The sequence below is a fragment of the Pseudomonas spirodelae genome (assembly GCF_034653255.1).
Lineage (GTDB): Bacteria > Pseudomonadota > Gammaproteobacteria > Pseudomonadales > Pseudomonadaceae > Aquipseudomonas > Aquipseudomonas spirodelae.
This window is the reverse complement of sequence record NZ_JAYEET010000025.1, coordinates 1-18,528: the sequence shown is the minus strand read 5'-3', so window position 1 is coordinate 18,528 and position 18,528 is coordinate 1. Positions and strand designations below refer to the sequence as shown.

The following is an 18,528-nucleotide window of genomic DNA, read 5'->3' as shown; positions in this document are numbered from 1 at the left end:
GAGTTACAGCCAGCGCTTGGCGACTATGACGATCAAATGCAGGCACAAGCCCGCGCAGGCGAATACGGCGATGATCTTGGCGGTGATGAGAAAGAAGTCCTGCAGACCGCTGAAAAGAAAACCCACAATCACGCCAAGGCCGGCGATCAGTGCGGCTATTAGTAGCAGGCCGATGTAAGGGCGCAATAGCCGCGATGCGGCTCCGCGCTCGATAAGGCTAGCGGCGGCGCCAAGCACAATGAGAAAGATGACAATACCAACTACGATACCCATGATTTACCTATCTGATCCTTGGTTGAATTTCTGCTAGAAGGCTCGTTTAGTTAAATATCCTAATCCGCGCTGTTGCACTTACCGTGCATACAACTCCTCCACTTTGGTGGCTCTGTGCCGGATGCTCTGGGCCCATGCCCAGGGCTCAAGCACCCTCATGTTTTCCCCCAACCCAAACGCCCACCACAGCGTCTCCTGATCGTCCGGCACGATGGCGCGCAGGCGTTTCCAGTCGCTATCTGGCAGCTGCTCTAGGCTTTGCTGCGGGCTCAATGGCGTCTCGCCGAGTAGCCAGGCGATCTGCGGCGATACGTCGGCGACCAGTTCCACCTGCTCAATGGGTTTATTGGTGTTGAGATCCTGGCGGATGTAGCGCTCGATCTCGAAGTCGTCACGGGCGCGAGCAGGGGCTTCCAGACACTCGGCTTGGTGAATGCGGTGTAGGGCGAATTGGCGAAGATCGTCGTAGCCGTCGACGCTGCCGATCAGGTAGCTGATGGCGTGGCGGGAAACCAGGCCGGTTGGGTGAACCAGCAGTCGCTTCAGTTCACTCTTGCTGCGGCTCAGGTAGCTGATCTGCAACTGCTTACGCTCTAGTAAGGCAGTAGAAGTCTGATCCCAGACGCATGGGGCGATTTGCGCGGGCTGAAGGGACTTGCCGTTGGGGATCGCCCGAACTTTTTGCGCCCAGTGCGCTAGACCGTTGTTTTCCAGATTGTCGAGGTAGTTGCGGGCCATGCGGAACTGGGGGCCGAGTTGATCCAGAACACTTTGCGGGAGCAGTGTTTGCAGGTGGCTCTCTGCGAGGTATAGCGCCAGTGCAGTTGGGGTATCCATGGCCGACAAATCGATAGGCGCATTCTCCGACAGGCTCCAGCGAAATGACGGGGAGCTCTCGTCACGCTGTAGGGCGAACGGAATAGAGAGTCGCTCAAGGTCGCGTTGAACTGTGCGCAGGCTTACCGAGAAACCATCATCCTTGAGCTTCTCCAGCAAGGTTGTGGTCGCTATGCGACCTGGTGTTCGTGGGATCAGGCGTAGCAGAGCGATGAGCCTTAGGAGCGTGTCCTTTGCCTCGGCCATAATTACTTCCCTGTCATACTGTGATGGAGTGAGCTTTGTTGGCGCCACTTATATGGCGAATCTAAACCTTTCAGTGGCAATTTGCCATGCCGGCGGCAGGTGACGATTGTGCCTGAGAGAGCGGCACTAGCCGCTAGGGTCTCTAGGCGGCTTGCTTGGCGCTTTAGAAGGCCATGCGAGCGGCACCGTGGGCAGTGATCGAAGAGCACGTTCATGCCTCTCTCCACATCTTCGAGCATCAACGTCTGCTGCCACTCACAATGGGGGCAGCAGTGGGTCAGAGCCTTTCTCATTCGCCGAGTCTCCTTTTTTCTGGCGGCTGTATAAGACAATACCCAGTCATAGCGTCAAATCCTGTCGCGGTATCTTGCTGATACTCAGCTGTCCGCCTCGCTCATGCATGCGTCGCTTTTGTTGAAGCTACAGTCGATAGCAGCCACTGTTCCCATTGCTCGTTAGGATCATCTTCAATCGATGAACCTAACACGGCGCGGCAATATTCTTACTTAAGACCGCTGACATCAGTCTCCATTTTGGGGTTTTGGTTATTCCATCGCCGATGAACCTATATTCAGCTTTATATCGGCTGCTTCCGGCCGATTCTGTTGAAAAAGTCGGCCTTGGTTACCACGGTGGAAAAGTTGGCGCATGAGATTGAAATCTTAAAAGTCGGCAGAGGTTTGCGAGCTCAGATTTCACGTAGCAACGCACGGAAAAGGCGTTTTCATCGGTCACGACTGGGGCCGTTTGGGCAAACCGACTTTTTCAACAGAATTGGCCAAAAGCAGCCGCTCGGATATCTCTGCAAAAGCTGGGCTCTTCACTCGACGAAGAAATCGAGCCGTGTTGAGATCTGTGTCTATACTTTGACTGTTCAAAAATCTGGTTTAGCTCTTGGGTTATGGTGCATTTGTCATGCAGTTCTACTGAAGCTGGAGCATCGATTTTGCCTGGCTAGCATCACACAGAAACCATATTTCTAATGGGCAAACAGTCATTTTTTGGACCGCAGCGGTATCGATGGATCTCATGAAAGCCAAAAATAAGGAATAGCTATATGTCTGGGACGTTTGAAATATACAACGACAAAGCGGGTGAATTTCGTTTTCGGCTCAAAGCCAACAATGGCCAAGCAATTCTGGCCAGCGAGGGCTACAAGGATAAGTCTGGATGTCTAAATGGAGTCGAGTCAGTCAAAAAAAATGCGCCTGATGATGCACGCTACGAGCGTAAGGCCAGCGGGGCTGACAAGTTTATGTTCAACCTTAAGGCGGGTAATCACCAAGTAGTCGGGACGAGCCAGTCATATGCCTCCGAAGCCTCACGCGACAAGGGTATCGAGTCGGTGAAAAACCACGCACCCGACGCTAAGGTTGTTGAGGTGGGCAATTAATCGCTTCGGTCTGTTCAAAATCACTTGGGCATTTCGTTGAGATGGGCGGCTGAGTATTCTTAATAGCCGCTTTTCCCTGCTCGGATGTGATCGACCGCTTCTGGCCGGTTAGAGTATTTCAGTTCACTCTAACCTCCCCCCGCTAGACCGCGATCTCTGGTCTCTTGGCACGCCCTCGTCACGTGCCCTAGTCCTGAGACCTCGCCTATTACTATCACCGCCGGTGACTTGAGCCTGAAAACCTGTGCTGCATCACTCATGGTTGCCAAATCACTTCTGCACTCGCGCTGATGGGGCAGGGAGGCGTTTTCGATCATGGCCACCGGTGTGCTGGCAGCAAGCCCACCGGCCATCAATTCCCGTTGTACCTCTTCCAGCTTGGCCACGCCCATATACACCACCAGTGTGGTGCCGGTTTGTGCCAGAGCCTGCCAGTTAAGGCTGCTGTCGTCCTGGGTGTGGGCGGTGACTAGGGTGACGCCACGGGCAACTCCGCGCAAGGTCAAGGGAATGCCGCATTGGGTGGCGCCGGCCAAACCTGCGGTGATGCCGTTCACCAGCTCCACTTCAATTCCGTGGGCGCCCAGCCATTCGGCCTCTTCGCTGCCACGGCCAAAAATGCAAGGGTCGCCGCCCTTCAAGCGCACCACACACTTGCCTTGGCGGGCGTAGCGCAGCATCAAGCGGTGGATGAATTCCTGCGGGGTAGATCGGCAACCGCCGCGCTTGCCGACGCTAATAACCTTGGCGTTCACACAGTGTTCGAGCACTGCCGGGTTAACTAGGTCGTCTATCATCACCACGTCGGCACTATTGAGGGCGCGCAAGGCCTTCAGGGTGAGCAATTCAGGGTCACCGGGACCGGCACCCACCAACCAGACTTTTGCGCTCATGGGGTCTTCCTAATCAGGGCTGTGTATACGGCGCAGCGAGCTTGCATGCTTTGCTGCGATATTGTGCTGTTTGAAGTCATGCGTGCAGCAACCAAATCAACAGCAGGCCATTGACCAGTAGTGAGGCCAGCGCCAGTGCTCGCCACACTTTCAGCGGCTCGCGTTCAAGCAATGGCCGGTGTCGAGTGCTGGGTTGGTGTTCGCCTTGCTGCAGGGCCAATAACCACTCTTCGGCGGTTTCAAAGCGCTGGGTGGGGTCGCTGGTCAGGGCTTTGTCGAGGTTCTTCACCAGCCATTCTGGAAGGTCTGGGCGGTAGCGATTGGCGGCCACCGGGGTGCCAAAGCGCGGGCGCTGAAAGGCCTCGATTTCGCCGTAGGGGTAGTGGCCAGTAAGCAGGTAATACAGAGTAACGCCGGCGCTATAGAGGTCCTGCGCAGCACTGGGCGGCGCGCCTGCATAGGCTTCCGGGGCAATAAAACTGGGGGTGCCGGGCAACTCGCCCAGTGCCTGATTGGAAAGCCCAGGGCAATAGGCTAAACCGAAATCCAGCACCCGCAGCTCGCCATCATTATTGAGCAGCAGATTCTCCGGTTTGATATCGCGATGGACGATGTTGCGTCGGTGCAGCATGCCCAGCGCCCGTAACAGGAGCGAGGCGATTCCCAGCCATTGATTAAGGCCGAAGTTGCCGTGCACGTGATAGTGCTCGGCCAAGGTGATGCCGGGGTGTTCGCGCATCAGATAGTAAAGGTGCTGACGCTGGTTGGCGTGGTGCACCTCGGGAAAGTAACGTCCGGCCACGCGCCGCAGAAACCACTCTTCCTGTAACAGGGCATTCCCGGCTGTGCTGTCACTGTCCCGGCTGGCAGGTAGGGTTTTTAACAGCCAGGGTTGCTGCTGGTTGTCACGCACGCGGTACAGCACAGACTGGCGGTTTTGCCCCACAAGGGCCTCCACCTGCCAGCCTTCAAATACTTGCCCGGGCTTTAACAATGGTGGCAGTGGCCATTGATCCAGCTGCCCCAGAGCGTCGCCCAAGCTGGTCTCACCCAATTCATCGACCCGTACCAGCACGGCACTGGCGTTGTCCTGGCTGCCAGCTTGATGGGCAGCACTAACCAGGGCCTGGCTGGCCGCTTGCAACTGCTGTTCATCACGCAGAATACCGGCAATTGAGGCCTCACTCAGGGTGGCCCAAATGCCATCGCTGACCAGCAGAAAGCTCTCGCCAAGGCGCAACTCGCCATCCAGGTAATCCACCACCACATGCTGCTCCAAGCCCATGGCGCGCTTGAGCACATGCTGCATACCCGGTTGGCCCCACACGTGGTCTTCGCTGATGCGCTGTAACTGCCCGGCAAACCAGCGGTACACCCGGCAATCGCCGATATGTGCGAGGGTAAAGTGCCGACCGCGCATCACCAAAGCACTGAGGGTGGTGAGCAGCGGCTGGCCGCCGCCATTGGCATGCAGCCAGCGGTTTTGTGCAAGCAACAGACGGTCCAGGGCTTGCGCCACGCCCCAGGTTTCCGGCGTGGCGTAGTAGTCGTGAGCCAGTGCTTGCAAGGTTGACCGGGCAGCCAAGCCACCGTCCGCGCATTGGCTAACGCCGTCAGCCAAGGCAAACAAATAACCCTTGCTGCCAGCCAGCGATGGCGCCGGAGTGACCAGACGCACCGCATCCTGGTTCTCCACGCGCGGCCCGCTGGCGCTGCTTTCGGCGTAGCTCAGATGCAAGCCCATGGCGGTTTACTCAGACCCGTGCAGCGGTAAAGGCAGCCGAACCCCACGTGGTTCTCCAGCGTTTTTTCACACCGTGCAAACCGAACCAGGCAATCACGCCCAGGCTGGCAAATAACCACAGGCCGATTTGGTAGTCGCCGGTATTCTGTTTGATTGCACCCAGGCCTGCAGCCAGGAGGAAACCGCCGATTCCTCCTGCCATGCCGATCAGGCCGGTCATCACACCAATCTCTTTACGAAAGCGCTGTGGCACCAGTTGGAACACTGCACCGTTACCTGCACCCAAGCCCAGCATGGCGCTAACGAACAAGGCCAATGCCGCCACCGAACTAGACAGATGAAAGCCCACCGCAGCAATGCAGATGGAGGCCACGGCATACATGCCCAGCAAGGTACGAATGCCACCAAAACGGTCGGCTAGGGCGCCGCCTAGAGGTCGCATCAGGCTGCCACCGAATACACAGGCCGCGGTGTAATAGCCGGCGGTCACTGGGCTGAGGCCGTACTGGTCGTGGAAATAACCGGGTAGGGCGCTTGCTAGGCCGATAAAGCCGCCAAAGGTGACGCTGTAGAAGAACATAAACCACCAGCTATCACGGTCGCCCAGGGCCTTGAAGTAATCGGCCATGGATTTAGCTTTGCTGCGGTTTGGAGCGTTACGGGCCATCAGGGTGAAGGCGATAAGCGTCAGCACCAGTGGGATCAGCGCCAGGCCAAACACATTGCTCCAACCAAAGGCTGCGGCCAGCAGCGGGGCAGCCAAAGCGGCAATCACGGTGCCCGAGTTGCCAGCGCCGGCGATGCCCATGGCCTTGCCTTGGTGTTCCGCGGGGTACCACTGAGATGCCAGCGGTAGGGCTACGGCAAACGAAGCACCGGCCATACCGAGGAACACACCGAGCAGCAGTGCTTGTTCATAGCTGTGGATGCCCAACTGCCAAGCCACCAGCAGTGCGCCAATCACAACCACTTGGCCGAAGATACCGGCGGTTTTTGGCGACAACTGATCCGCCAGTATGCCCATCAAAAAGCGCAGCAGGGCGCCAGCCAGAATCGGCGTAGCCACCATAAATCCGCGTTGCTGAGTGGTTAGTTGCAGGTCAGTGGCAATCTGTACTGCCATTGGGCCTAGCAGGTACCAAACCATAAAGCTCAAATCGAAATACAAAAAGGCGGCAAACAACGTGGGGGTGTGGCCGGCTTTCCAGAAACTGTTGGTGTTCATTCCCAGTACCTCATCTGCAAATAGGTAGTTGTGTTTGCAGGTGGGTAGCTTTGAGAGCTGCCCACCAGGCCCCGTTTCCAAGGCCATAAACGCAAAAGACGCCGCAATCCCAAGTTCGCTTTAGCGAGGGGAAGTGCGACGTCTTTGTCGTGGTGGGGCAACCGCCGTTGGCTACCTGTGCTGATACATAAGCAGGTTGTGTGCCAATTAGGCTGGAGAGCTCTAAGGCAATGGTTTTACTTTTATTTGCAGAGACTTTTAGGCTGTGTAGAGCCACTGTTGGTGCAGTGTGCTGTGTTGTGGAGCAGGCTCTGCGTTTGATTTTGTAGGGTGCGCACCGCGCAGCTACCGCTCCTACGGTTAGCCCAACAACTCAGTCATGGCGATAATCTGCTCTGCCACCTGAATCAGCTTCTGCTGTTTGCTCATGGCTTGGCGACGCATCAGTGTGTACGCCTCCTCTTCGTTGCAGTCTTTCATTTTCATCAACATACCCTTGGCCAACTCAACCCGTTTGCGCTCAGCCAGCTGCTGGTCGCGGGCGTGTAGTTGCGAGCGCAGCACTTGGTCGCTTTCAAAGCGCGCCATGGCCACGTCCATGATCGGCTGCAAGCGCTGGGCATGGATGCCTTCGACGATATAGGCGCTCACACCAGACTTGATCGCCTGGCGCATCACGCCGGGATCGTGCTCGTCGGTAAACATCACAATCGGCCGTGGCTGGTCGCGGGTCACCAGCACCACTTGTTCCATCACATCCCGGCTTGGCGACTCGGTGTCGATCAATACCACGTCCGGACGCACGGCTTCCACGCGGGCGGGCAGGTCGATGGTCAGCCCTGACTCGTCGATCACTTCAAAGCCCGCCTCGCTCAAGGCCGTACGCAAGCGCCCGACCTTCTTCGAGGTGTCATTGATCAGCAGGATACGCAGCATAGCGGCCAGCTCCTGTCAGTGATCATTGAGGGCATGCAGGTTAAAACTGCGGGCATAGCCGGCAGGGTCGGTACCGTCCCAAACGCTGCCATCGAGCAGGCGGCTGGTGCGCATGGTGGCATTAGGCACAGGAATATCCAGGGCGGTTGCGGCGGCGCTGTACAGCTCAGTTTGTTGCACCTGGCAGGTTACGGCGAGGTAGTCAGGGTCCTGGCGCAGCAAACCCCAGCGGCGGAACTGAGTGAGAAACCACATGCCATCCGAGAGGTAGGGAAAGTTTGCAGCGCCGTTGTTATGGAAGCGCAGGGCGTTGGCGTCGTGCCATTGATTGCCCAGGCCATCGCTGTACTCGCCCAGCAGGCGCGGTTCGACACTGGATAACGGCGCATCTAGGTACTCACTGCTGCTCAACAGTTGTGCTGTGCTGCGACGGTTCTCGTGGCTTTCCTCAATAAAGCGGCTGGCTTCCAACACCGACATCACCAGAGCGCGGGCGGTATTGGGGTTTTGCTCAACAAATTCGCGAGTGCAGGACAGGACTTTTTCCGGGTGATCCGGCCAGATGGCTTGGCTGGTGGTCAGGGTAAAGCCCTGGCCATGCTCCACGGCATTGGCGCACCAGGGTTCGCCCACGCAAAAGCCATCAATGCGCCCTGCTTCCAGGTGCGCGAGCATTTGCGGCGGCGGCACCACCACGCTGTTTACATCCTGCAGCGGGTGAATGCCCTGGCTGGCCAGCCAGTAATACAGCCACATGGCATGGGTGCCGGTGGGGAAGGTCTGGGCGAAGGTAAGTTTTGTGCCGCTTTGGTGCGCGCGCTGTTGCAGTGCACTGGCGCTGGTCACACCAGCCTCTTTCAGTGGTTGCGACAGGTTGATGCTCTGGCCGTTCTGGTTCAGACCCATAAGCACGGCCATATCGGTAGCAGCGGCGCCGCTGATGCCCAGTTGAATGGCGTAGATCATGCCGTACAGGCTGTGGGCGGCGTCCAGTTCGCCGCTTATAAGCTTGTCATTGATGCCAGCCCAGGAGGCCTGGCGTTTGAGGTTGAGGGTTAAGCCATAGGGCTGGGCAAAGCCCTGGGTGGCCGCTACGACCACGGAGGCGCAGTCGCTAAGCGGCATGTAGCCGATATTGAGGACGTTCCTTTCTGGGGCATCGCTGCCCGCTACCCAGGCCAGAGAGTGCATAAGCAGGCCATCGCTCATAGGGGTGTTCCTGAAAACCTAGACCACAAAAAACGATGTCCCTACCGCGGGTTATCAACCGGGTAGCACGACGCAGTTGTCAATAAGGTCGCCACGTGGCGTTGACTGGCGACCTTAGCGGGAAGAACAGCAATTGCTGTGCCGAGTTTGTGTTTGGCGGGTTCGGCTCTTGATCTGCATAGGAGCGACTTCAGTCGCGATCCCCGCAAGCGTGGGCATCAATACACATCGCGCAAATACCGTCGCTCTTTGCTCATGCCGCTGACGTACAGGGTGGCGGCGCCGCTGCTCATTTTTCCGTGTACTTGCACGATCTTTTTCAGGGCTGCGTCGACGTCTTTGGCCATGCGTGCGGCGTCGCCGCAGACGCATACCGAGGCGCCTTGTTGCAGCCAGCTCCACAGCAGCGCGCCCTCTTCGAGTATGCGTTGTTGCACGTAGATTTTTTCTGCCTGGTCGCGGGAGAAGGCGGTGTCTAGGCGGCTGAGCAGGCCGCTGCGTTGCCAGGTACGTAGTTCGTCGTGGTAGTAGAAGTCGCTTACGGCGCGTTGTTCGCCAAAGAACAACCAGTTTTTGCCAGAACCGCCCTGGGCTTGGCGCTCCTGCAGAAAGGCGCGGAAAGGCGCGATGCCGGTGCCTGGGCCAATCATGATTAGCGGCAACTGCGGGTCTTGTGGGGGGCGAAAGTGCGCCGAGCGTTGCAGGAATATCCGTGCGCCCCGGCCCTCTGCACGGTCGGCTAGGAAGGTTGAACAGACGCCACCACGCTGCTTGTTCTGGTGCTGGTAGCGCACGGTAGAAACGGTGATATGCACTTGGTTTGGGTGCGCTTTAGGGCTCGATGAAATGGAGTACAGGCGCGGTTGCAGCGGCTTGAGCAAGCTCAGCAGTTCATCGCTGTTGAGGGGGATTGGGAACTCCAACAACAGGTCGAGCAACTGACGGCCCCAGAGCCAATCCTTGAGTTCGGCTTGGTCTCCGCCCTGCAGCAGCTCTTCCAAGAGCGGACTGGCGGAGCGCTCGCATACCCACTGCAGCTGCTGAGGGGTGATGCGGACGATTTCCAAGTGTTCTTCTAGGGCCATGCGCAGGGTCATGGGCGTTTGTTCTTTGAGCTCAACGCTGCAATCACCATCGAGCTGCAAGGCCTTGAGAAGGGCATTGACCTGCTCTGGGCAATTGCTCGGCCATACGCCCAGGGCATCGCCGGCTTGGTAGGGGAAGTCGTGGTCGCCGAGGTCGAAGACGATATGGCGGGTTTCCTTCTGCGCCCCCTGGCTGTTGAGAATGCGGTTTTCTAGCAACCGAGTGATCAGCGGGTTGTGACGGTTGTAGCGGCTACTTTCGATGGGGGTTGGCAGCAAGTTGGAGGTTTTTTCCACTGCGGCAATGGGCCCGCTTGGCAAGGCTATGCAGATTTTTTCCAGCCACTGCTCGGCAGCTTGTTGATAGTCCGGTTCGCACTCTTGGCGCGCGTGCAGGCATTCGCCGCCGAGGGCTGCTAGGCGCTCATCCAGCTTGCGGCCAAAGCCACAGAACTGGTCGTAACTGGAGTCGCCCAGGGCCAACACGCTGTAGCGGCTGCTGGCCAAGGCTTGGGCTTCGGCGTTTTCCAGGCTAGCCCAAAAACTGGCGGCATTGTCCGGTGGCTCGCCATCGCCAAAGGTGCTGGTCACCAGTAGTACGCCGGCGGCGCCACATAGGTCCTCCAGCTTGGCGTCATCCATGGCCATCATCCGCACGCGTTGGCCTTTACTGCGTAGGCGCTGTGTGCAGGTTTCGGCCAGATCTTCGCTGTTGCCGGTTTGTGAGGCCCACAGCACCAACCACTGCGGGGCGATGACTTCTGCCGGTGCTGCGCTGAGCAGTTGCAGCGCATGGCTGGGCATATCCAGACCCGCGGTTTGGCGTGAAAACAGCCCCGCCAACATGCCATCCAGCAACAGGCGTTTGTTTTCCGTTAGCGGTGCACTGGCGGGCAGGGTGGGCACGCCACTTACACGCCCTTCCAGGCTGCGTAGGCCCAACAGATAGCCCTGCATATACAGCTCCTCGGCGGCGCTCAGTTGCAACTGCGCCGGGGTGTCGAGGTTAAGCAGGCGAGCAAAGGCATTGGTCTGCATGGGGGCGAGCTCCTCGGAAACAGTGGTCCCCTGAGGGGACGGCGCACGGCTGACGGCTTGTAGGCTAACGGCGCAAAACTTGAACGCCGGCTGCAGGGATACGGGGTCAATGGCGTCGCTGGTCACAGCGTTAATGGCCAGCTGTTCGCCAAACACATCGTTCCAGTGGAAGGGCGCAAAGCAGTTGCCTGGGCGTACGCGGTCGCTGATTAAGGCCGGTAGCACCGCCACGCCATGGCGGGAACGAATTTCCACGCCGTCGCGTTCACTAATTGCCAGGCGGGTGGCGTCGCTGGGGTGAATTTCCACAAAGGGGCCGGGGTTGAGCTTGTTCAGTGTGGGTACTTTCCCGGTCTTGGTCAGGGTGTGCCACTGGTGCTGCAGGCGACCGGTATTGAGTATCAGGGGGAAGTTCTCATCGGGCAGTTCTGCAGGCCGCAAATGGGGGCGTGCAAAGAACTGCGCCTTGCCACTGTCGGTGGCAAACACCAGTGCCGGTTGGCTGCCGTCTGCGGCCAGTTTCAGGGTTTGGCTGGTGTCATTATTCAAGTAACGCAGTGGGTTACGCGTGGCCGCGTCGCTATCGGCAATGGGCCATTGCAACGGTTGCTCGCGCAGGCGTTCATAGCTGGCACCGCGAATGTCGTAGCCGGTTTTGGGGTTCCAGCAGCGTTTGATTTCTTCAAAGATTTCGCTGGCGCTGTTGTAGCTAAACGCTTCGCTGTAGCCCATGGCGCAGGCCACGCGGGCGATAATTTTCCAGTCGGCCAAGGTGTCGCCTGGCGGAGTTACGGCTTGCTGCATTAGGGTGAGGTTGCGCTCGGAGTTGATCATCACCCCCTCGGCTTCCGCCCACAGCGCGCCGGGCAACAGGATGTCGGCATAGCGATTGGTTTCGGTGTCCAGGTAAGCGTCCTGAGTGATCACTAGTTCGGCCTTTTGTAGTGCCTCAATCACGGTTTTGCGATTGGGCGCACTGGCTACCGGGTTGGTGCAGATAATCCAACAGGCTTTTACTTCGCCGGCGGCCATGGCCTCGAATAGGGCCACCGTGCCATCGCCACCTTCGCTCCGAAGGCTGCCGGGTTGCAGGGCCCATATCCGTTCAATAAACGCGCGGTCCTCGGCCACCAAGGCGGAGCGCTGGCCAGGTAGGCCGGGGCCCATATAGCCCATCTCGCGGCCGCCCATGGCATTGGGTTGGCCGGTAAGGGAGAACGGCCCGCTGCCTGGACGACAAATGGCGCCGGTGGCGAGGTGCAAGTTGCATAGGGCGTTGGTGTGCCAGGTGCCTTGCACGCTCTGGTTGAGGCCCATGGTCCAGCAGCTCATCCAGTTTTCTGCTTCACCAATCCACTGCGCGGTCTGGCGAATATCGGCCGCGCTCAAACCAGTAATGGCGGCGACTTTCTCGGGCGAGTAGTCCTCAAGAAAGCTCGGCATTACCTCCCAGCCTTCGGTGAATTCAGCGATAAACGCTGGGTCGGTATGGCCGTTTTTCACCAGCACATGCAGCAAGCTATTGAGCAGCGCCAGGTCGGTGCCTGGGGCGATTTGTAGGTACAGGCTGGCCTTGTCGGCAGTGGCGGTGCGCCGTGGGTCGATGACGATCAGCTTGGCCCCGGCCTTAACCCGGTTGAGCAGGCGCAGAAACAGAATGGGGTGACAGTCGGCCATGTTGGCGCCGATCACTACAAACACATCGCTGTGCTCAAAGTCGCTGTAGGAGCCGGGCGGACCATCGGCACCGAGGGATTGTTTGTAGCCGCTGCCGGCGCTGGCCATGCACAGGCGCGAGTTGGATTCGATATGGCTGCTACGAATAAAACCCTTGGTCAGCTTGTTGGCCAGATACTGCGCCTCCAGGGACATTTGCCCGCTGACATACAGGGCTACGGCATCCGGGCCGTGCTCGTCGATGATGCTGCACAGACGGCTGGCGGTAGCGTCGATGGCTTGGTCGATGGCCACGCGCACCGGGGAAAGGTTGCGCTCCTGGCGCATAAACGCGTGCTCCATGCGCCCACTGTTGACCACGGCTTGGCCGCAGGTACTGCCCTTGGTGCACAGGCGACCGAAGTTGCTGGGGTGCTGTTTGTCCCCGGAAACGTTGACGATCAGGTTGTCTTCCACCTGCATAACAATGCCGCAGCCCACCCCGCAGTAGGGGCATACGCTACGTACGGTTTTGCTGGTTGTCGGTAGTGCTGCCATCGCCGTATCCACCTGCAGAAACGACAAAGGCGCCATGCTGCTCCTCGTCTTTCAACGGGGGCTGCACGGCGCCTTTGTCGTGTGTATTGCTTGAATGTGTTGGCCATCATCGTTGACGGCCTTGCTTGTACTTAGCAATGGCTGGGCCAAAAGTGTCGCAAGCTCGTGTGCGGTTGTGTGGGAGCGGCTTCAGTCGCGAGTTTTGACTTTAAAAGCATCGAGGCTGAAGCCTCTCCCACAGGTACTGTGTGATGCCTAAGTCGCGTCACGTTGGGGCGGTAGGTCGAAAACTGCACTGTTTTAGCTCTGAATTGGCACGTGAGGTAATTCCCCTGCTTGGAGGGAAAGCCCGTAAATACGGCGTTTTCAGGGTGCAAATAAAATTCTGGCACAGCCACTGCATAGTCTTTATGAACTCACTGCCATTGCGCAGGTGAGACACCCCGTCGATCAATGGCGATCGTTGGCTGAGACAGGCCCGGGTGACAAGGACTGCGTCAGGCTTACTAGGCCGGCAGTACGAACAGGCAAAGACGCCTGGAACCTTTTGGTTCCAGGCGTTTTTTTTGCTCAAAAAAAACTGTAGCGGCGTTGGCGGGTGTACACATGAACAGCAAAGATCTTCAGCAATTAGTCGTCATCGGCAACGGCATGGTTGGTCACCACTGCGTAGAGCAGTTGGTGGAACGCGGCGCGTTGAGCCGCTACCAGATTCATGTGTTCAGCGAAGAGCCGCTGCGCGCCTACGATCGTGTGCACCTGTCCGAATACTTCGGTGGGCGCGATGCCGAATCCCTCGCCCTTGGCGACTGGGCGCTGTATCAAACCCCAGGCGTCACCCTGCACCTGGGCGTGCCGGTGCTGGAAATCGACCGCGCCAGCCGCGAGGTGATTACTGCCAATGGTTGCGTGCCCTATGATCAGCTTGTACTGGCCACCGGCTCGTTCCCCTTTGTGCCGCCGATTGAAGGTGCCGCCGGCGACTCGCGCTTGGTCTACCGTACCCTGACCGACCTCGATACTATCCAAGCCGCCGCCAAGAACGCCCGTCGTGGCGTGGTTGTGGGGGGCGGTTTGCTCGGTCTGGAAGCGGCAAACGCCCTTAAGTGCTTGGGCCTGGAAGCCCACGTGGTGGAGTTCGCCCCGCGCTTGATGCCGGTGCAGTTGGATGATCACGGCGGCCACGCTCTGAAGTCGCGTATCGAAGCTCTTGGCGTTAGCGTGCATTTGTCTCGCGGTACCCAGTCGATCTCCGCCGGCAGCGAATACCGCTACCGCATGAACTTCGCCAACGATGAGTTCTTGGAAACAGATCTGATAGTTTTCTCCGCTGGCATCCGCCCGCAGGACGCCTTGGCCAAACAATGCGAATTGGAGCTAGGCGCCCGTGGCGGTATCGCCATCGACAGCCAATGCCGTAGCAGCGATGCCAACATTTACGCTATCGGCGAATGCGCGGCCTGGAGTGGCAGCATATTTGGTTTGGTTGCGCCGGGTTACCAAATGGCCCGCAGCGTTGCGGCGCAACTCTGTGACGAAACGGCCGTTCCGTTTATGGGCGCCGACATGTCCACCAAGCTCAAGCTGCTTGGTGTAGATGTCGGTTCCATCGGTGACGCTCATGGCGCCATCGCCGGTTCGCGTAGCTACCGCTTTATTGATGAATCCACAGGCAGCTACCGGCGCTTGGTGGTGTCCGCCGATGGCAAACAAGCCTTGGGCGCGGTGCTGGTGGGCGACAACAGTTACTACGACACCCTACTGCAATACGTACAAAACGGCATTACTCTGCCAGCCGACCCCTCGTCGTTGATTCTGCCCCTTGGCGAAGCCGCACCGGCGCTTGGCGTTGATGCCCTGCCAGCTACGGCCACCGTGTGCTCCTGCCATAACGTCAGTAAAGGCGCGATTTGCTGCGCCATCGACGCTGGTTGCGGCGACCTTGCCGGCCTTAAAGCACAGACCAAAGCCGCCACCGGTTGCGGCGGTTGCGCCAGCTTGCTTAAGCAGGTGTTCGAGCATGAGTTGACGGCCCGTGGCGTTAGCGTTGACAAGAGTTTGTGCGAGCACTTTGCTTTCACCCGCCAGGAGCTGTACTCCATGGTGCGCGTGGAAGGCATCGAAACCTTCGACGAACTGCTGGCCCGCCATGGCAAAGGCCGCCTCGGTTGCGACATCTGCAAACCCGCTGTGGGCTCCATTCTAGCCTCGTGCTGGAACCGGCAAATTCAGGAATCATGGTTGGTGCCGCTGCAAGACACCAACGACACCTTTATGGCCAACATGCAGAAGAACGGCACCTACTCGGTGGTACCGCGTATTCCCGGTGGTGAGATCAGCCCAGATGGTTTGATTGCCATTGGTGCAGTGGCGAAAAAGTACGATCTGTACACCAAGATCACTGGCGGCCAGCGTATCGACCTGTTCGGCGCGCAACTGCACGAGCTGCCAGATATCTGGGGGGAACTGATTGCCGCCGGCTTTGAAACCGGCCACGCCTATGGCAAGTCCACCCGCACGGTGAAGAGTTGCGTGGGCAGTACCTGGTGCCGTTATGGCGTGCAAGACAGTGTGCAAATGGCCCTGCTGATTGAGGATCGCTACAAGGGCCTGCGCTCGCCGCACAAGCTCAAGTTTGCGGTATCCGGTTGCACCCGGGAATGCGCCGAAGCGCAAAGCAAAGACGTTGGCGTAATCGCCACCGAGAAGGGCTGGAACTTGTACATCAGCGGCAACGGCGGCATGCGCCCGCGGCACGCTGAACTGTTCGCCACCGACCTCGATGACGACACTCTGATCCGCTACATCGACCGCTTCCTAATGCTCTATATCCGCACCGCCGACAAGCTGCAACGCACCTCTGTATGGCGCGAAAGCCTGGAGGGTGGCTTGGACTACCTGAAGGCTGTGATTATCGATGACAGCCTGGGTCTGGCTGCCGAGTTGGAAGGGCAGATGCAGTTGGTGGTCGAACGCTACGAATGCGAATGGGCCAACGCCCTGAAAGATCCAGAGAAGCTCAAACGCTTCCGTACCTTCGTCAACGATAACGGCGCTGACCCTGATATTCACTTCGTCAAAGAACGCGGCCAACGCCGTCCAATTCGTGCAGAAGAGCTGCACCTGATAGCCGCCGAGGAGATCGTCTGATGAGCCAAGCCAATGCCGTCGTAGCTGCCCAATACACCCACTGGAAAACACTGTGCACCCGTCAGGACCTAGTCTCCAACTCTGGTGTAGTGGCCTTGCTGGAGGGCGTCCAAGTGGCGCTGTTCTACCTACCCAACGAGCCGGAAGGTGAGCGTTTGTTCGCCATTGATAACCGCGACCCGAAGTCGGGAGCCAATGTGATTGGCCGTGGCCTGGTGGGCAGTTTGGCCGGGGACTTAGTGGTGGTTGCACCGCTGTACAAACAACACTTTCGCCTGGAGGACGGTACCTGCCTGGAATATCCTAAGCAGGCGTTGAGCGTGTGGCCGGTGCGCTTTAATGGCGATGCCGTCGAGGTGGCGTTTCCTTAAAGTAAAACTCGAGAGTACGGTTGGGGTTGATTGAATGAGTCCGAATTATCCAGGCCTCTAAAGTCGTCCGCGTTTGCTCTGTAATCTCAAACTGCTCTTGCCGCTTAGTTTTCTGCTGCATCACAATGGCTTGCGATGACACGTGCTCTCCATGGGCAATGTCTCGTGAGCGGAGCTGGGTTAAGTCGCAGTGAATTGACCCAGAATCCGTAGACGCTGAATGGCCGGTGTTGGCCGGTTAGCGACGGCCTGACTTCGACCGTCGCTATACATGGTCAAACCTCGGTCTGCTCTGCCATTTCCAAGGCGTCGTCGACCTCAATCCCAAGATATCGAACGGTGCTCTCCAGCTTCGTATGGCCAAGCAGAAGTTGAACGGCCCGCAAGTTCTTTGTCCTGCGATAGATCAGTGATGCCTTTGTACGTCTCATTGTGTGAGTGCCATACATGGCCGGATCAAGGCCAATGGCTTGCACCCAGCCTTTGACGATACGAGCGTATTGACGAGTGGATAGATGGTCTGAGGTGTGCAGCCTGCTCGGGAAAAGGCAGTCCTGGCTACGGAGCTGGGCTTGGTGTATCCAGGCCGCGAGAGCAGACCGTGTTTGCTCAGTAATTTCGAACTGCACTGGTCGCTTCGTTTTCTGCTGCATAACCATTGCTCGTGATGACACATGCTCGCCATGAGCAACGTCGCATACACGGAGCTTGGTTAAGTCGCAGGCTCGAAGCTTGCTGTCGATGGCCAGATCGAACAAAGCCAGATCCCGGGTTCGTTCTGCAAGCTGAAGCCTTACTCGGATGGCCCAGATATCTCTCAGCCGGAGCGGGGTTTTCTGTCCGACCAACTTTCCTTTGTTCCAGGGCCGGCGGGTGCAGGTAGCAGTGATGTTCATGGCAAGTCCTCCACATGTGGGAGGACAAGCATGGCTAGCCTGAGAAGTGGTCGCTAACCGGCCCAGAGTGTGTAAAAACGCATCGGTAAACCCTTGCTATGATTTCCGAGAATCTCAGCGCAAGGGACGCCCATGAAACGGTTTATCCAGGGTGAACACCGAGGTCAAAGTACCTTACTTCCCGAAAGCCTCGACGACTACGTCAGCGATACCAATCCGGCACGTGTGGTCGATGTCTTCGTCGACGAACTCGACCTAGCCACGCTAGGTTTTGATGGTGTCATTCCAGCCGAAACCGGCAGACCTGCCTACCACCCTGAGATCCTGCTGAAGATCTATATCTACGGCTACCTAAACCGCATCCAATCGAGCCGACGCCTTGAGCGAGAAGCCCAACGCAATGTCGAGCTGATGTGGCTGACCGGGCGATTGATGCCCGACTTCAAGACCATCGCCAACTTCCGAAAAGACAACAGCAAAGCCATTCGCGGTGTATGCCGCCAGTTCGTTTTGCTCTGCCAGCAGTTGGGATTGTTCAGCGAAAACCTAGTCGCCATCGACGGCAGTAAATTCAAGGCGGTGAACAACCGAGACCGGAATTTCACCAGCGCCAAACTGAAGCGGCGCATGGAAGAAATCGAGACGAGCATTAGCCGTTACTTGGCATCGCTCGATGCGGCTGATCGACAGATTCCTAGCGCCTCCGCGCCAGACACTGCCAGCCTGGAAGATAAAATCGCCAAGCTCAAAGCGCAGATGAAAGAGCTTCAGGGGATTGAAATGTTGGCGCTGATGGAAAATTGACCCACCCTGCCGATTGAAATTTGACCCAGGGCGGATTGCTGATTTTGTTACCAGCAACTGTGGATAAGTCTACCAGCGCAGCTGCTGTTGCCCCCACTCCTTCGCTAGCCCAGTTCAGTTGTTTAAGACCTGCCACACGCAGCCATGTAGCAGGCCGTCGTCGCCATGAAATCAGAACGGCTCATCGTCCTCCGGTTCTTGGCCGCCCTTACGC

General features: G+C 58.0%; 12 protein-coding genes and 1 pseudogene. 4 read left to right on the top strand and 9 right to left on the bottom strand.

Translation table 11 applies throughout. The features are described from left to right. Nucleotides 1-3: 3 nt before the first annotated feature. Nucleotides 4-273, bottom strand: coding sequence for a hypothetical protein (locus SOP97_RS08435; protein WP_322948911.1), 270 nt, complete (start codon nt 271-273; stop codon nt 4-6). 78 nt (nt 274-351) lie between these two features. Continuing rightward, the gene (locus SOP97_RS08430; protein ID WP_322948910.1) at nt 352-1,356 is read right to left on the bottom strand and encodes a helix-turn-helix transcriptional regulator; all 1,005 of its coding nucleotides are present in this window, start codon (nt 1,354-1,356) and stop codon (nt 352-354) included. A gap of 1,057 nt (nt 1,357-2,413) precedes the next feature. On the opposite strand from SOP97_RS08430, the gene SOP97_RS08425 reads away from it, so the two are divergent. Next, a complete protein-coding gene (locus SOP97_RS08425) occupies nt 2,414-2,749 on the top strand; it encodes a YegP family protein (protein ID WP_003118434.1) in 336 nt (111 codons plus the stop codon). Between the two features lie 128 nt (nt 2,750-2,877). Here the strand turns inward: SOP97_RS08425 and cobA are convergent, their stop codons facing one another. The 6 genes from cobA to SOP97_RS08395 form a co-directional block, all read right to left on the bottom strand. Then, nucleotides 2,878-3,642 (bottom strand): uroporphyrinogen-III C-methyltransferase, encoded by a 765-nt coding sequence (gene cobA / locus SOP97_RS08420; protein ID WP_274088261.1) that lies wholly within the window; start codon nt 3,640-3,642, stop codon nt 2,878-2,880. A 76-nt stretch (nt 3,643-3,718) separates the two neighbouring features. Further along, nucleotides 3,719-5,386, bottom strand: coding sequence for a bifunctional protein-serine/threonine kinase/phosphatase (locus SOP97_RS08415; protein ID WP_274088262.1), 1,668 nt, complete (start codon nt 5,384-5,386; stop codon nt 3,719-3,721). Between the two features lie 10 nt (nt 5,387-5,396). Then, entirely contained in the window at nt 5,397-6,611 is a 1,215-nt protein-coding gene (locus tag SOP97_RS08410; protein ID WP_274088263.1) for a nitrate/nitrite transporter, read from the bottom strand. A gap of 360 nt (nt 6,612-6,971) precedes the next feature. Continuing rightward, nucleotides 6,972-7,547 carry an ANTAR domain-containing response regulator gene (locus SOP97_RS08405; RefSeq protein ID WP_322948909.1) on the bottom strand — a complete coding sequence of 192 codons (576 nt, stop codon included), beginning with the start codon at nt 7,545-7,547 and terminating at the stop codon, nt 6,972-6,974. Between the two features lie 15 nt (nt 7,548-7,562). Next, nucleotides 7,563-8,756, bottom strand: a complete 1,194-nt coding sequence (locus SOP97_RS08400) for a CmpA/NrtA family ABC transporter substrate-binding protein (protein WP_322948908.1) — start codon at nt 8,754-8,756, stop codon at nt 7,563-7,565. 218 nt (nt 8,757-8,974) lie between these two features. Continuing rightward, a complete protein-coding gene (locus tag SOP97_RS08395; RefSeq protein WP_322948926.1) occupies nt 8,975-13,093 on the bottom strand; it encodes a bifunctional nitrate reductase/sulfite reductase flavoprotein subunit alpha in 4,119 nt (1,372 codons plus the stop codon). Nucleotides 13,094-13,699: 606 nt separating this feature from the next. Between SOP97_RS08395 and nirB the strand changes: the two genes are divergently transcribed. Both nirB and nirD read left to right on the top strand, forming a co-directional pair. After that, nucleotides 13,700-16,243, top strand: a complete 2,544-nt coding sequence (gene nirB, locus SOP97_RS08390) for a nitrite reductase large subunit NirB (protein WP_322948907.1) — start codon at nt 13,700-13,702, stop codon at nt 16,241-16,243. Further along, nucleotides 16,243-16,614 (top strand): nitrite reductase small subunit NirD, encoded by a 372-nt coding sequence (gene nirD, locus SOP97_RS08385; protein ID WP_274088267.1) that lies wholly within the window; start codon nt 16,243-16,245, stop codon nt 16,612-16,614. Before nirB ends, nirD begins: the two co-directional genes overlap by 1 nt. A 275-nt stretch (nt 16,615-16,889) precedes the next feature. On the opposite strand, the gene SOP97_RS08375 is transcribed toward nirD, so the two are convergent. Then, nucleotides 16,890-17,510 carry a tyrosine-type recombinase/integrase gene (locus SOP97_RS08375; RefSeq protein ID WP_003152807.1) on the bottom strand — a complete coding sequence of 207 codons (621 nt, stop codon included), beginning with the start codon at nt 17,508-17,510 and terminating at the stop codon, nt 16,890-16,892. 132 nt (nt 17,511-17,642) lie between these two features. Between SOP97_RS08375 and SOP97_RS08370 the strand changes: the two are divergent. After that, nucleotides 17,643-18,293: pseudogene (locus tag SOP97_RS08370) on the top strand (transposase); the annotation flags it as partial. Between the last annotated feature and the right edge of the window lie 235 nt (nt 18,294-18,528).

Excerpts from the sequence above, each read along its gene's own strand:
- SOP97_RS08435 (WP_322948911.1), bottom strand. The coding sequence starts at position 273 with ATGGGTATCGTAGTTGGTATTGTCATCTTTCTCATTGTGCTTGGCGCC.
- SOP97_RS08430 (WP_322948910.1), bottom strand. The coding sequence starts at position 1,356 with ATGGCCGAGGCAAAGGACACGCTCCTAAGGCTCATCGCTCTGCTACGC.
- SOP97_RS08425 (WP_003118434.1), top strand. The coding sequence starts at position 2,414 with ATGTCTGGGACGTTTGAAATATACAACGACAAAGCGGGTGAATTTCGT.
- cobA (WP_274088261.1), bottom strand. The coding sequence starts at position 3,642 with ATGAGCGCAAAAGTCTGGTTGGTGGGTGCCGGTCCCGGTGACCCTGAA.
- SOP97_RS08415 (WP_274088262.1), bottom strand. The coding sequence starts at position 5,386 with ATGGGCTTGCATCTGAGCTACGCCGAAAGCAGCGCCAGCGGGCCGCGC.
- SOP97_RS08410 (WP_274088263.1), bottom strand. The coding sequence starts at position 6,611 with ATGAACACCAACAGTTTCTGGAAAGCCGGCCACACCCCCACGTTGTTT.
- SOP97_RS08405 (WP_322948909.1), bottom strand. The coding sequence starts at position 7,547 with ATGCTGCGTATCCTGCTGATCAATGACACCTCGAAGAAGGTCGGGCGC.
- SOP97_RS08400 (WP_322948908.1), bottom strand. The coding sequence starts at position 8,756 with ATGAGCGATGGCCTGCTTATGCACTCTCTGGCCTGGGTAGCGGGCAGC.
- SOP97_RS08395 (WP_322948926.1), bottom strand. The coding sequence starts at position 13,093 with ATGGCAGCACTACCGACAACCAGCAAAACCGTACGTAGCGTATGCCCC.
- nirB (WP_322948907.1), top strand. The coding sequence starts at position 13,700 with ATGAACAGCAAAGATCTTCAGCAATTAGTCGTCATCGGCAACGGCATG.
- nirD (WP_274088267.1), top strand. The coding sequence starts at position 16,243 with ATGAGCCAAGCCAATGCCGTCGTAGCTGCCCAATACACCCACTGGAAA.
- SOP97_RS08375 (WP_003152807.1), bottom strand. The coding sequence starts at position 17,510 with ATGAACATCACTGCTACCTGCACCCGCCGGCCCTGGAACAAAGGAAAG.